The following is a 12958-nucleotide window of genomic DNA, read 5'->3' as shown; positions in this document are numbered from 1 at the left end:
TCTCGATTATCCGGCTTTGCGCAGGGATGCGCTATGACGGTTCTGTAGTTGCACCAGTCGTTCCATGTAAGCAATGTCTTTAGGCTCCAGTGTAAAGGCGTAATCCACCCAGTCTTCCGTAATATCCATCAGCTCGGCACGCGAGAGTTGCAGTACGCGCTGGCGCGCTTTCAACATGGCACGCACACCATTCAGCTTCGGACGTAGAGTATCGATAAAGGTACGCGTGGTACGATAAGCATCGCCTGGCTGGAAGACTTTATCTACCAGACCGCGCGTCTCATACCACTCTGCGCTATGCGATTCCCCTTCACAGATCAGCTCTTCGGCCAGTTTCATGCCGGAACGCCGTGCCACCAGTGAATAGCCGCCCATGCCAGGGAACAGATTGAACGCGATCTCCGGGAACCCCATCCGTGCAGAGTTCTGCGCCAGAATGAAGTGATGGGCCAGCGCGGCTTCAAAGCCACCACCCAATGCACTCCCTTCAATCATCGCCAGCGTCACCGCTCCGGTATCAAAACCCCGCGCTGCCGAATGGATGCAATCCACGCAGGCACGCGCATAGGCCCGCAGCGCTTCACGACGGTTGTTACGAATGCACTCTACAAAGAAACGCAAATCGCCACCGGCGTTGAACATCTGCGGCACCAGCGAACCCGTCACCCAAAAATCAATCGGCAAACCCGAACGCTGAGCGGCATAGCTCAGATTCATGATCTCCTCAATTAATTCGTGGTTGAAACTGGGGCGCGGTTGGGCACGCAGCATCATCCACATGGTGTGTCGACCCTCTTCATAGTAGGCCGCCAGCTGGGTGGTTTGTCCGACTTCGGTAAACAATCTGCAAGTTGGTTGGTTAATTACTGTCATAGTCTCATCCTCTAGTTATGTGATGCGTTAAACGCAACATCAGCGTAATCCAGAGTGAGGCCAGACCAAATGTGAGATTGATTTATAAAGTAAAATCCAGAGATATCCCCGACCATGGGGTCGGGGAAAGATAAGCAGGCTTACTTGATGGCAGCGCGCTGTCCTACCGCCACATGAGAACGCTTAACGCGTTTTGAATAGACGGCGGTAATAATCGGTACTAATACAGAAGTCACAATAACGGATGTCGCCACCAGTGCGGTGGCTGCGGGAGCGACCGGTTTAAACTGTGGCAGCATCTCGGCAATCAGCACCGGCGTCGCCACTGCCGCGCCTGCGGTACTGGATGCTGCAATTCCAGCCGTGCCATCACCACCACCAATCAAGCGATCGGCAATAATGAGTGGGATACCGGTGATGATGATGACGGCAACACCGAGCAATACGCCCAATAAACCGGTTTGTGCGATCACGGCCAAATCGATGGTGTTACCCAAAGCGAAGGCAAAAAACGGAATCAAAGTATGTACGGCTTTGCCGAAGAACTCGCGCAATTCCGGGTCAAGATTGCCAAGCGCGAAACCGACAATAAAGGGCAACACCGCGCCAACAAACACGTGTGGCTCAAACGAAGCAATGCCAGCGGTTCCCAAAATCACCATGGTCATCAGCGGACCCGATTCCAGCGACATCAGCACAAACGCGCCAGCTTCTTCTTTTGAACCGTATTGCTGCATGATGGAGGCATAAAGGCCGCCATTGGTCATGTCCATCGCAGCAACCAAAGCTAGCGTGGATAAACCAGCAAACATACCGACTTCTACGCCATTTTCCGGCATCATGCGGGATGCCACGGCAGCCACGACCCAGGCAACGGCGATTTTGGTTAATACCAGGGTGCCGGATTTACGCAGCACGGTTCCGGTTGCGCTGAGTTTGATCGATGCCCCCATGCAGAAAAACCATACCGCCAGAATCGGCACAGTGCCCGTCATCAGGCCGTTAGTAAAAGAGCCAAAGTATTTTCCTGCGCCGGGTGAAAACGTGTGGCAAAGCGCGCCCAAAAACAGCGGGATTAACATCATACCGCCTGGAATCTTATCGATTGCACGTTTGATATGCATAGTTGTGTCACCTTTACTGAGCCAGAAGGAGGTACGTTATCGTTCGCCGGATGGCATGGCAGGCAAGATAACCACTGGCAGTCAGGGAAAAAGTGATCGAATCGATATTAATGAAACGGTGTTTTATTTTTATAGATTTGACATTTCTTTTTTATGATATGCATCGCCATACCAGCGCTAAATAGCAAAAAATTAAGGCGCCCTCAGGCGCCTCAATGAAGTTTCAATGTTTAATTCTGCCCGTACCATGCATTCTTGCCATGCTTACGCAGATAATGTAGATCGAGTAAATTCTGCGAAATCGGAGGCAATTCGCTGCGCAGTTGCTCGGTGTGAAGTGCCATGTAAGCCACTTCTTCCAGCACCACCGCACTGTGCACAGCTGCATCCGCGTCTTTACCCCAGGCAAAGGGGCCGTGCGAGTTGACCAGCGCAGCAGGAATGTCGGTGGGTTTAATGCGGCGTTGCGCAAAGCTTTCGATAATCACCTGCCCGGTGTTCCATTCATACTCTTGCTGTATCTCTTCACGCTTCATCGCACGCGTACAGGGAATGGTGCCGTAGAAATCATCCGCATGTGTTGTACCCAGAGCCAAAATGTCGCGTCCGGCCTGCGCCCAGATTGTGGCGTGGCGTGAATGGGTATGTACGATGCCACCAATCTCCGGCCAGGCAAGATACAGCGCGCGATGGGTGGCCGTATCGGATGACGGACGTAGCGCCCCTTCCACCACTTTGCCGCTGGCTAACTCCACCACCACCATATCGTCGCGCTGCATATTCTCGTATTTCACGCCCGAAGGTTTGATCACCAGCAGACCATGGTCGCGGTCAATGGCGCTAACGTTGCCCCAGGTGAAAGTGACCAGGTTATAGCGCGGTAAGTCGAGGTTGGCTTCCAGCACCTGCTGCTTGAGCAATTCCAGCATGATTATTTCTCCTGCGAACTGTGATAGCTGAATTGTGCTGAACAAGCAGAGAAAACGTTATGGATCGAATCGCTGTAAAAGCAGCGGAAAGTCGCTGAGACCGAAGAAGTGTGGCGTAAATTAAGAATTTTCTATCCTGGAGGAATTTAGCTCTGCTTCAGCTGGCTAAAGTCAGGAGCGGTACGGTTTCCACCGGTTAATTCGCCCATTAAAGCGCTGTACGCGGGCATCAAAGTGAACAATGAATGACACGCAGGGATGACGTACTTCGTTGCGCAACATCTATACTTACAAGGTTGCCTCTGTACATACAATCAAGGAGAAAGAGATGACGACAACAATGAAACGTATGACCGTTGCGGTATTAGCTGCCACCCTGGTTGTTGCCTTAAGTGGTTGTTCGAACTGGTCAAAACGCGACCGTAATACCGCCATCGGGGCGGGTGCGGGTGCAATCGGTGGTTCTGTCCTGACTAACGGAAGTGCACTGGGTACAGTGGGTGGTGCAGCCGTTGGCGGTATTATCGGCCATCAGGTTTCTAAATAACGATAAAGATTCAGGCTACGCAGCGCATCTACAGCATCACGGGCCGCACAGTGTGCGGCCCGTTTTTATTAACCACCGGCTAATTTAACCTTCATGCCTTTGGCTTCAAGTAGTGCTTTCAAGAGATCACGTTTATCGCCTTGAATCTCGATCACGCCATCTTTGAGTGACCCACCACAACCACATTTTTTCTTCAGTTCTGCTGCCAGCTTGTTGAGCGCATCGTCATCCAAATCGATACCGGTAATCAGGCAGACGCCTTTGCCTTTACGGCCGCTGGTCTGGCGTTGAATGCGCACTATGCCGTCCCCTTGCGGGCGCGGCGCTTTTTCTTCTTCCTGTGCGATTCGGCCAGTTTCAGTGGAGTAAACCAGTCGGTTGTCCTGAGCCATTAGACCTCCTGTAAACTTTGCAGGATAGTGTGCAGCGTTGCAGCCGGATCATTGGATTGGGTGATCGGACGCCCAATCACCATGTAATCCACGCCAGCCAGTTTTGCCTGCTGTGGCGTCATGATACGGCGTTGATCGCCCGCATCACTGCCTGCCGGACGAATACCTGGGGTCACCAGTGCGAAATCCTGACCTAACACCTGTTTAAAGTGCTCAGCTTCCTGAGCGGAACAGACCACGCCATCCAGGCCACACTCACGCGTCAGGCGAGCCAGACGTTCCGCCTGCTGAGCGGGAGAAAGCGTAATGCCGAGACCTCTGAGATCGTCTTCATCCATGCTGGTTAATACGGTTACCGCAATCAACAATGGCGCATCTTTGCCAAAAGGCAGCAGCGCTTCACGAGCCGCATTCATCATCCGCGCCCCGCCACTGGCGTGAACATTAACCATCCACACACCGAGATCGGCAGCCGCGGCTACCGCGTGCGCGGTTGTATTCGGAATATCATGAAACTTCAGATCGAGAAAAACGTCAAAACCACGCGACTGCAGTGTTTTCACCAGTGACGGGCCAAATAGCGTAAACATCTCTTTGCCGACTTTCAGGCGGCACTGGCTCGGGTCAATGCGGTCCACAAACTGCAGTGCGCTGTCGAGATTATGATAGTCGAGCGCCACCAGAATCGGTGAAGTGGTTACAGGCATAACGTTTCCTCAAAGGCAGGCACCCGCGGGCGCAATGGACAAACGGCAAGCATTCTACCCGTGCATGCCCTTCCCGACAATCTCACAGCGCGCTTTAAACCGATGATCGACCAAAGGCTGCACAGTGCCACGACTCTCTCTGAGAATTCAAGATAATAGTATGTTGTAACTATCATGCGGTTATAGTAAAAAAACGGCCGTTACTGGCCGTCAAGTCCGCGGATTGGTTTCACAGAAGACCATGCGCGGCAGGATGGGCAATGCCAATAAAGCGCATGCGCGGTAAATCCGCACTTTTGGCAGCGGTAGCGTGGTTTGGTGCGAATCTGTTCGCCCACCATATCGCGCAGCACCATCAGGCTCTCTTTGGCACGACCGTCTTCTGCTTCATGCAGGTGGAAATCCATCAAGCGATGGAACACGCGCATGGTCGGATGGCGCTGTAACTGGCGATTAATGTATAACTGCGCCGCTTCAGGCCCCTGCTGCTGTTCGAGGATATCAGAGAGGTAAAGTTCAGCGGCCGCGCCGGTATTCTCCTCAACGCAGCGTTGTAAAAATTGCGCCCAATCTTCAGGCTGATTCAGTCGCTGATAGCAGGTTTCGAGCATCGATAAGGTTTCGCTCACCAGCTCTTTATCTTGATCCAGTACGCGCTGCAGGCGGGCCGTTGCTTTAGCGTATTCGCCCTGCTCCATAAAGATGCGGCCCATCATAATGGAAACGCGCGCGCTTTGGTGATCAGCCGATTCACCCTTTTTCAGTAAGCTCATGGCGCGATCAAGATCGTCACTGCTCAACGCCTGAAGCGCAAGCTCGCAGTAGAAATGGGCAATTTCGCCCTTGTGCTTCTCTTTGCCGAGCTTGACCAATCTTTCCGCCACTTCGATGGCTTTCTGCCAGTCACTGGTTGCCTGATGAATCTGTATCAGCTGTTGCAGCGCACCGATACGGAAGTCGGTTTCATCAATAAGCTGGCTAAACATGTCCTCGGCGCGATCGTAAAACCCGGCGGCCATGTAATCGCGTCCCAGTTGCTGGATAGCCAACAGGCGCTGTTCATAGCTCAGGGAAGCGCTTTCCATCAGGGATTGGTGGATGCGAATGGCGCGATCAACTTCGCCGCGTGAACGGAACAGATTGCCGAGCGTCAGGTGAGCTTCAACTGTGCCGCTGTCCTCCTTCAGCATATCCAGAAAGAGATCGACAGCTTTGTCCTGTTGATTGGAAAGCAGGAAGTTTACGCCGGCAACGTACTCACGTGACAGACGATTGGCTTCCTGTTGCTTATCCTGATGTGCACTGCGACGGCCCATATACCAGCCATACGCCGCAGCAACAGGGAGAAGCAAAAACAGCAATTCAAGCATCGAAACTTAATCCCGACGACCAGCAGTAGAAGAATTTGTCACAGCCGTTGATTGTTCGTTCTGCGCCTGCATGCGTTTCAGCTTGCGCTGCGCGTGAGCGAGAGAAACACGTATCCGCAACCAGAAAAGACCGCAAATTGCCCATCCAAGCAGGAATCCGGCACCAAACAGGCTCGCCAGCAATGTGGAGATGCGGAATTCACCCTGCGCCAGCAGATAGTTAAAAGTGACGATTTGGTCGTTATGCGCTCCAAGCGTGACGGAGATGATAAAAATGACCAAAACCACGAGAAAAATCAGCAAATATTTCACAATGCGTCCTGTCGTGAGGTTATCCAGTAGAAGTATGCCAAAAAAGTGCCGCCGATGCTGCTTATCAGCACATCACTTAGCGCATTTTCCGTAAGCGCAATCAATCATATGGGGGCGCGCGCAGAAATTACAATCCATCATCACGCTGGTTAATCTCCTGCTGCTCTTCGCGCGGCACCGTAAGCGGGCCACAAAAACGCTGCGCCAGCCATGTGGCAACCGTAACCAGCAGCCAGGAAATCAGGGTGGCCACCACCAAATCGCGCGGCCAATGCATACCCAGCAGTAAACGACTGCCCATGACCATGGTAGCCCAGGAAAACAGCACGACCACGGTCACGATGTGGCGCCTTGGCCAGAGTAAGCCAATCACCAGCAGCGCCCAACTGGCAGCAAACATGGTATGTCCGGAAGGAAAGGCAAAGCCGGTTTCAAACGCCCAGTGTTTTTTTAGCCATTGCGGCAACTGAGTGTCGTTAGCCACTAAAGTCGACACCAACTGACTGCGCCCCTGACGGTTTTGCTGATAAAACGCCCCTTCATCAATACCGTAACTCTTCTCCAGCCAAACCACATAGGGACGGGGTTCCTGCACCTGCTCTTTAATGAAAGATTTGGTGTACTGGCCAGCAAGAATAGCGCCGTTCATGAAGAGGATCAGTAAAATGGCGGGTTTAAGCCGGAAGCGTAAGCACCATAAAACCCAGGCGCTGAGGATAACGCTGGTCAAAATGCCCCATGGGCTGGTGACGGTTTCGGTCATCCAAAAGAGTACCCGTAAAAACGCGCTACTCTCACCTGGCTGCCATTGCCAGCCAGAGAGCCAGACAGCAACTGGCATGATTAATAACAAAAGCATTCCCAGGGTGGTGCGCTGCGCAATTTTTAACATCCGTTTCCTTTTAGATCCGCTGATATTCGCGTGGCTGGCATAACTTTAGCTGAAAAAAGAATAACATACCCGTTGCAGCTTAGATAATTGTGCTTTATCACTACAATAACTCTGACTGATTAACGGCCCGGGTACAGGTTGTGGCACAATATTGTCAGTTTTGTCGGGCCAATCGGGCCCGTGCGTTGTCATGATGATAGCGCATCCTCTGAAGGTTCTGGAGAGTCACATGCAGCTTAAACGGGTAGCAGAAGCCAAACTGCCCACGCCATGGGGAGATTTCCTGATGGTTGGTTTTGAAGAACTGGCAACCGGCCAGGATCATGTCGCGCTGGTTTACGGTGATGTTAGCGATCACAATCCAGTGCTGGCCCGCGTTCACTCCGAGTGTCTTACCGGTGACGCACTGTTCAGCCTGCGCTGCGACTGTGGTTTTCAGCTGGAAGCGGCGCTCACCGCTATCGCTGAAGAAGGTCGTGGCGTGCTGTTATATCACCGTCAGGAAGGCCGTAATATCGGTCTGCTGAACAAGATCCGCGCCTATGCTCTGCAGGATAAAGGGTACGATACGGTGGAAGCGAATCATCAACTGGGATTTGCCGCTGATGAGCGTGATTTCACCCTGTGTGCCGATATGTTTAAACTGCTGGGCGTCAATGAAGTCCGCCTGCTGACGAACAATCCACGCAAAGTCGAGATTCTGAGCGAAGCGGGAATTAATATTGTTGAGCGCGTGCCATTAGTGGTCGGGCGCAACCCCAAAAATGCCCACTACCTTGATACCAAGGCGGAAAAAATGGGTCATCTGCTGCCAAAAGCGTAACGCAGAAAGCAAAAAGCCGGGAAATCTCCCGGCTTTTTCTTTAGTTCAGCATATTACGTATCACATAATGCAATATGCCGTCGTTCTGGTAATAGGTCAGCTCATTGCCGGTATCGATACGACACCGGGTTTCCAGCGTCTCTTTTTTACCATCGACGCGCGTCAGGGTGACATTCACAGTACAACCCGGTTTCAACTGGGAAAGGTTTTCGACATCAATAAACTCCTCCCCGGTTAATCCCAGTGTTTTGCGCGTGACGCCAGCAGGGAATTCCAGCGGCAGGATCCCCATGCCGATCAGGTTAGAGCGATGGATACGCTCGAACGACTCAGAAATAACCACGCGCACACCTTGTAAACGTGGGCCTTTCGCAGCCCAGTCGCGGCTGGAACCTGAGCCATACTCCTTCCCGGCGACCACTGCCAGTGGCACACCTTCGGACTGATACTTCATGGCAGCATCGTAGATCGCCAGCTGTTCATTGCTGGGGAAGTGTTTGGTGTATCCCCCTTCCACGCCCGGCACCATTTCATTACGAATACGAATGTTGGCAAAGGTCCCGCGCATCATCACTTCGTGGTTACCACGACGCGAACCGTAGGAGTTGAAATCGGTGCGCTCAACACCATGCGACAGCAAATAGCGTCCAGCAGGACTTTCCGCTTTGATGCTGCCCGCTGGCGAAATATGGTCGGTGGTGACAGAGTCACCCAGCATTGCCAGAATGCGCGCGCCTTTAATATCCTGGACAGGCTCCGGTGTTTTGCCCATATCGTCAAAGAACGGCGACAGGCGGATGTATGTCGATCCCTCATCCCAGTCATAAGTCGCGGCTTCACTGACTTTGATTTGCTGCCACTCAGGCGTACCGTCGAAGACCTCGGCGTATTCCTTATGGAACATATCACTGGTCACTTTCTGCACTGCGGCGGCGATCTCTTCTGGTGATGGCCAGATATCCTGCAGAAAGACATCCTTGCCCTGCCGGTCCTGCCCGATGGGATCGTTCTGCAGGTTGAGTTTCATGTTACCGGCAAGTGCATAAGCCACCACCAGCGGTGGCGACGCCAGCCAGTTAGTTTTCACCAGCGGATGGATGCGCCCTTCGAAGTTTCGGTTACCCGACAGCACAGCACCGACGGTCAGATCGCCCTCTTTAATCGCGCTTTCAATTTCATCTGGCAATGGGCCCGAGTTACCGATGCAGGTGGTACAACCATATCCCACCAAATTGAAACCTAATTCATCCAGATAAGGTGTCAGTTGAGCCACCGCGAGATAATCCGACACCACTTTTGATCCCGGTGCCAGCGAGGCTTTCACCCAGGGTTTGCGCATCAAGCCACGCTCAACCGCATTTTTCGCCAGCAGGCCCGCAGCCATCAAGACGCTGGGGTTGGACGTATTAGTACAAGAGGTAATGGCAGAAATGACCACCGCGCCATCTTCCAGCTGATAGCTATCGCCGGTCTCGCTGTCGCGATACGTGACGGTCTTGTGCGCTTTCTGCGCATGATTAACTTCAAGTTCGTTGCTGGCATCAAAGGCGGCGGGTACATCACCTAAAGAGACGCGATCCTGCGGTCGTTTTGGACCGGCAAGACTGGATTCAACATCTGCCATATCCAGCGCCAGTGAGCTGGTAAACCGTGGTTCGTCGCCCGGATTTCGCCACATCCCTTGTTGCTTCGCATAAGCTTCAACCAGCTCGACTTGTTCTGCATCGCGCCCGGTCAGCGTCATGTAACTCAGCGTAATCTCATCGATGGGGAAGAAACCGCAGGTTGCACCATATTCCGGTGCCATATTGGCGATAGTTGCGCGATCGGCCAACGGCAAATCGGCCAGGCCATCACCGTAAAATTCCACGAACTTACCCACCACACCATGCTTGCGCAGCATTTGCGTCACAGTTAAAACTAAGTCGGTCGCGGTGATGCCGGGACGCAGTTTGCCGGTGAGTTTGAAACCGACAACGTCGGGGATTAACATAGAAACGGGTTGCCCTAACATAGCGGCTTCGGCTTCAATACCGCCAACACCCCAGCCTAATACGCCCAACGCGTTGATCATCGTGGTATGGGAATCTGTGCCGACTAAGGTATCAGGATAAGCGACCTCTTTGCCTTCTAGCGTTTCATGCCAGACGGATTTCCCCAGGTATTCCAGGTTAACCTGATGGCAGATACCGGTGCCGGGCGGCACTACGCGGAAACGATTAAACGCTTTTTGCCCCCAGCGCAGGAAAACGTAGCGTTCGTGGTTGCGCTCCATCTCCAGACGCACGTTTTCTTCGAAAGCATCTTCATCACCAAAATGGTCAACGGTCACCGAGTGGTCAATTACTAAATCGACCGGTGATAAGGGGTTAACTTTGGCCACATCGCCGCCGAGGCGTTTTACCGCTTCACGCATCGCCGCCAAATCCACTACCGCTGGCACACCGGTAAAGTCTTGCATCAACACGCGTGCTGGGCGATAGGCAATTTCCCGATCGGCATGGGCATCTTTCTGCCAGCCAACCAATGCCTGAATATCTTCAGCCGTCACCGAATCCCCATCCTGCCAGCGCAGTAGGTTTTCCAGCAACACCTTCATGGATTTGGGTAAGCGATCGATATTGCCCAGTTGCTGGGCGGCTTTAGGCAGGCTGTAGTAGTGATATTTTTTTGCCCGAACGTCCAGCGTATCCTGACTTTGCTCCCGTAACGTTAACGACATAGCTCCTCCTTTAATGGGCCTCTCTTTTAAACCTCAATAACCGCAAGGTTTAGCTTAAAGATAGACCACATTTTCGTTAACGATTTGATAACAACACGAAATGACACATAAAGGCACAAACAAAAATGCCCCGACGTTTGTCGGGGCATTAATAAAAGTCAGTACAATTTGAGTTATTGGATTATATCATTGCCCACACGGCCGCAGCCCAAAATGCAATGGAAAAGGCATAAACGCCAAACCATGAAAAAGTCGTGGTATTCATTGAGTCGCTCCCTCCCGTATTCCGGGCAAAAAAAGTCCACCGTCTTCAGCGTTGTACTGATGACACCGTTTTTTTAGAGCTGAGTGTTAAAGGACGGGCTTTTAAAATGCCCACCGGATAATCCGGTAAAGAGAGGAATAGATGTCTATATATAGAACAAAACGCAGACTGCGTTATTTCGACTTCGGATCCATGAAAGATTCGATAAAGTTACGCTGGTTGTCACTCAGTTCCCACGACGCAGGAATCGCCACAGGCTGTTCAGCGCTCTTGACTTCTTTCGCTTTGCACGTTGACGTGTTCGGCTGACGCGCAGAAACCGGAGACTTACGGCTGAGTGTATTTGCCCACATGGCTTAACCCCACATACGCCAGATCATCAATGCCACCACTACCCAGAACAGTGCTGAAGCAGCGAAGACGGTCAACCAAGCCTTGCGACGCACGTTACCAGAGCGCTCAACCTTGGCAGTTTTAGTACGAAAATCTTGTTGTACAGTCAGTCTAGTATTCATAGTTTTTGATAATCACTCTCAATAAAACGATTGTTGATAACGATTAAGATTTAGGACGAATCCTAAACTTGTTAAGTCCGAAAATCCAGTTATTTTTATTGAGCACAACGATTAACACTATTTATCAAAACCCAAAAGATTGATGAGATAAATTTAATTACTGATCAAGCTATTCATCTAATACATACATTGTAAATTTGGGTTAAAACAAATTTAGTACCATTCTAAATTTGAGTTTAATTTAAAGAGCCCCACGAAAAGGCCTTTCTCATCAGTTGATAACTGGAGTATGGGAATATTCCTGGCGGTCCGCAAAGCGGCAGCGTCAATTTTGTGTACTGTTTCTCATTTAATGACTAACAATGAAAAAACATGTGATCGATGTTTCATTTACAAAAAAATAATGAAGTTTTTTGAGAATCTTGTGGCGCTAACCAGAGAGAATTTCACAAGATGCCCACTGGACACCTCGTGAAAATAATGAGTTAGGGGATTATTTGAAAGGTAACTTGATATCGCGGAACATCGCTTCGATATCTTCATTAGAACGTAATGCGACCGCGGCATCCACGACATCACGCGTCAAATGCGGTGCGAAACGTTGAATAAAATCATACATATAGCTTCGCAGGAATGTGCTGCGCCTAAAGCCAATTTTGGTTGTACTATTGGTAAAAATTTCTGATGCTTCGATTCGCACCAAATCCGGATCGGAAACCGGATCCACTGCCATACTGGCAATCACACCTACCCCTAAGCCCAGACGCACATACGTTTTGATCACATCAGCATCGGTGGCCGTAAAGACAATACGCGGCGTTAATCCTGCACGGTTAAATGCGGTATCCAGCTCTGAACGGCCGGTGAAGCCAAAGGTGTAGGTCACGAGCGGGAAATCAGCCAGCTCTTCAATCGTCACATTCGATTTGCCTGCTAGCGGATGGTCTGGCGTCACGACAATGGCGCGGTTCCAGTGATAGCACGGCAACATAATCAGGTCGTCGTACAGATGCAGCGCTTCGGTCGCGATCGCAAAGTCAGCATTGCCCTTCGACACGGCTTCAGCAATTTGCGTTGGCGATCCCTGATGCATATGCAGCGATACGCGTGGGTAACGCTCGATAAACCCTTTAATCACACCGGGCAAGGCATAACGCGCCTGAGTATGCGTGGTCGCCACATACAGCGAGCCTTTGTCGGGCCAGGTATGTTCACCCGCGACAGATTTAATCGCATCGACCTTCGATAACACTTCACGTGCTATCCGGATGATCTCTTCACCCGCAGGCGTCACCTGAGTGAGATGTTTCCCGCTACGCGCAAAAATCTGCACGCCGAGTTCATCTTCCAGCATACGCACTTGCTTACTGATACCCGGTTGTGAGGTATAGAGACCTTCAGCGGTGGAGGAGACGTTGAGGTTGTGATTGACCACTTCGACGATGTAACGCAACTGCTGCAATTTCATAGTTATATCTTCCCGGTAG

At 51.5% G+C, this 12958-nt stretch carries 14 protein-coding genes; 2 read left to right on the top strand and 12 right to left on the bottom strand.

The annotated features are described in order from the left end of the window. Positions 1-6: 6 nt before the first annotated feature. From CRO33_RS03235 to araD, 3 genes are all read right to left on the bottom strand, one after another. Entirely contained in the window at positions 7-873 is an 867-nt protein-coding gene (locus CRO33_RS03235; RefSeq protein WP_034821448.1) for a crotonase/enoyl-CoA hydratase family protein, read from the bottom strand. 140 nt (positions 874-1013) lie between these two features. Then, on the bottom strand, positions 1014-1997 hold the full coding sequence (gene kdgT, locus CRO33_RS03230; protein WP_038646709.1) for a 2-keto-3-deoxygluconate transporter: 984 nt from the start codon (positions 1995-1997) through the stop codon (positions 1014-1016). A 230-nt stretch (positions 1998-2227) separates the two neighbouring features. After that, on the bottom strand, positions 2228-2926 hold the full coding sequence (gene araD, locus CRO33_RS03225) for an L-ribulose-5-phosphate 4-epimerase (RefSeq protein ID WP_097117009.1): 699 nt from the start codon (positions 2924-2926) through the stop codon (positions 2228-2230). A gap of 328 nt (positions 2927-3254) precedes the next feature. Between araD and osmB the strand changes: the two genes are divergently transcribed. Further along, positions 3255-3473: an osmotically-inducible lipoprotein OsmB gene (gene osmB, locus CRO33_RS03220; RefSeq protein ID WP_034821457.1), complete on the top strand. Its 219-nt coding sequence runs from the start codon at positions 3255-3257 to the stop codon at positions 3471-3473. Between the two features lie 68 nt (positions 3474-3541). Here the strand turns inward: osmB and yciH are convergent, their stop codons facing one another. From yciH to pgpB, 5 genes are all read right to left on the bottom strand, one after another. Then, the gene (gene yciH, locus CRO33_RS03215; protein ID WP_097117008.1) at positions 3542-3865 is read right to left on the bottom strand and encodes a stress response translation initiation inhibitor YciH; all 324 of its coding nucleotides are present in this window, start codon (positions 3863-3865) and stop codon (positions 3542-3544) included. Beyond that, complete coding sequence (pyrF, locus tag CRO33_RS03210; RefSeq protein WP_097117007.1) at positions 3865-4572, bottom strand: orotidine-5'-phosphate decarboxylase; 708 nt, start codon at positions 4570-4572, stop codon at positions 3865-3867. The genes yciH and pyrF overlap by 1 nt, the downstream gene beginning before the upstream one ends. A gap of 200 nt (positions 4573-4772) precedes the next feature. Then, positions 4773-5942: a lipopolysaccharide assembly protein LapB gene (gene lapB, locus CRO33_RS03205; protein WP_058959800.1), complete on the bottom strand. Its 1170-nt coding sequence runs from the start codon at positions 5940-5942 to the stop codon at positions 4773-4775. 6 nt (positions 5943-5948) lie between these two features. After that, complete coding sequence (locus tag CRO33_RS03200; protein WP_038646699.1) at positions 5949-6254, bottom strand: LapA family protein; 306 nt, start codon at positions 6252-6254, stop codon at positions 5949-5951. Between the two features lie 127 nt (positions 6255-6381). Next, positions 6382-7146, bottom strand: a complete 765-nt coding sequence (gene pgpB, locus CRO33_RS03195) for a phosphatidylglycerophosphatase B (RefSeq protein ID WP_097117006.1) — start codon at positions 7144-7146, stop codon at positions 6382-6384. 229 nt (positions 7147-7375) lie between these two features. Here pgpB and ribA point away from each other — a divergent pair, with 229 nt between their 5' ends. After that, positions 7376-7969 carry a GTP cyclohydrolase II gene (gene ribA, locus CRO33_RS03190; protein WP_034821474.1) on the top strand — a complete coding sequence of 198 codons (594 nt, stop codon included), beginning with the start codon at positions 7376-7378 and terminating at the stop codon, positions 7967-7969. Positions 7970-8009: 40 nt separating this feature from the next. On the opposite strand, the gene acnA is transcribed toward ribA, so the two are convergent. The 4 genes from acnA to cysB all read right to left on the bottom strand — a co-directional run bounded on the left by acnA (position 8010) and on the right by cysB (position 12939). Then, positions 8010-10691: an aconitate hydratase AcnA gene (gene acnA, locus CRO33_RS03185; protein WP_097117005.1), complete on the bottom strand. Its 2682-nt coding sequence runs from the start codon at positions 10689-10691 to the stop codon at positions 8010-8012. A 438-nt stretch (positions 10692-11129) separates the two neighbouring features. Then, positions 11130-11309: a hypothetical protein gene (locus CRO33_RS03180; protein ID WP_097117004.1), complete on the bottom strand. Its 180-nt coding sequence runs from the start codon at positions 11307-11309 to the stop codon at positions 11130-11132. Between the two features lie 3 nt (positions 11310-11312). Then, positions 11313-11471, bottom strand: coding sequence for a YmiA family putative membrane protein (locus CRO33_RS03175; RefSeq protein ID WP_071845610.1), 159 nt, complete (start codon positions 11469-11471; stop codon positions 11313-11315). A gap of 493 nt (positions 11472-11964) precedes the next feature. Next, positions 11965-12939 carry an HTH-type transcriptional regulator CysB gene (gene cysB / locus CRO33_RS03170; protein WP_034821485.1) on the bottom strand — a complete coding sequence of 325 codons (975 nt, stop codon included), beginning with the start codon at positions 12937-12939 and terminating at the stop codon, positions 11965-11967. Between the last annotated feature and the right edge of the window lie 19 nt (positions 12940-12958).

Origin of the sequence: Pantoea sp. GL120224-02, assembly GCF_900215395.1 — a bacterium.
GTDB lineage: Bacteria > Pseudomonadota > Gammaproteobacteria > Enterobacterales > Enterobacteriaceae > Pantoea > Pantoea communis.
Note: the sequence above shows the minus strand (reverse complement) of the source record. Positions and strands in the feature narration are given on the sequence as shown.

Bases quoted from the DNA above. Each gene is read 5' to 3' on its own strand.
- CRO33_RS03180 (WP_097117004.1), bottom strand. From the start codon at position 11,309: ATGTGGGCAAATACACTCAGCCGTAAGTCTCCGGTTTCTGCGCGTCAG.
- CRO33_RS03175 (WP_071845610.1), bottom strand. From the start codon at position 11,471: ATGAATACTAGACTGACTGTACAACAAGATTTTCGTACTAAAACTGCC.
- pyrF (WP_097117007.1), bottom strand. From the start codon at position 4,572: ATGCCTGTAACCACTTCACCGATTCTGGTGGCGCTCGACTATCATAAT.
- CRO33_RS03235 (WP_034821448.1), bottom strand. From the start codon at position 873: ATGACAGTAATTAACCAACCAACTTGCAGATTGTTTACCGAAGTCGGA.
- ribA (WP_034821474.1), top strand. From the start codon at position 7,376: ATGCAGCTTAAACGGGTAGCAGAAGCCAAACTGCCCACGCCATGGGGA.
- kdgT (WP_038646709.1), bottom strand. From the start codon at position 1,997: ATGCATATCAAACGTGCAATCGATAAGATTCCAGGCGGTATGATGTTA.
- yciH (WP_097117008.1), bottom strand. From the start codon at position 3,865: ATGGCTCAGGACAACCGACTGGTTTACTCCACTGAAACTGGCCGAATC.
- acnA (WP_097117005.1), bottom strand. From the start codon at position 10,691: ATGTCGTTAACGTTACGGGAGCAAAGTCAGGATACGCTGGACGTTCGG.
- pgpB (WP_097117006.1), bottom strand. From the start codon at position 7,146: ATGTTAAAAATTGCGCAGCGCACCACCCTGGGAATGCTTTTGTTATTA.
- lapB (WP_058959800.1), bottom strand. From the start codon at position 5,942: ATGCTTGAATTGCTGTTTTTGCTTCTCCCTGTTGCTGCGGCGTATGGC.
- osmB (WP_034821457.1), top strand. From the start codon at position 3,255: ATGACGACAACAATGAAACGTATGACCGTTGCGGTATTAGCTGCCACC.
- cysB (WP_034821485.1), bottom strand. From the start codon at position 12,939: ATGAAATTGCAGCAGTTGCGTTACATCGTCGAAGTGGTCAATCACAAC.
- araD (WP_097117009.1), bottom strand. From the start codon at position 2,926: ATGCTGGAATTGCTCAAGCAGCAGGTGCTGGAAGCCAACCTCGACTTA.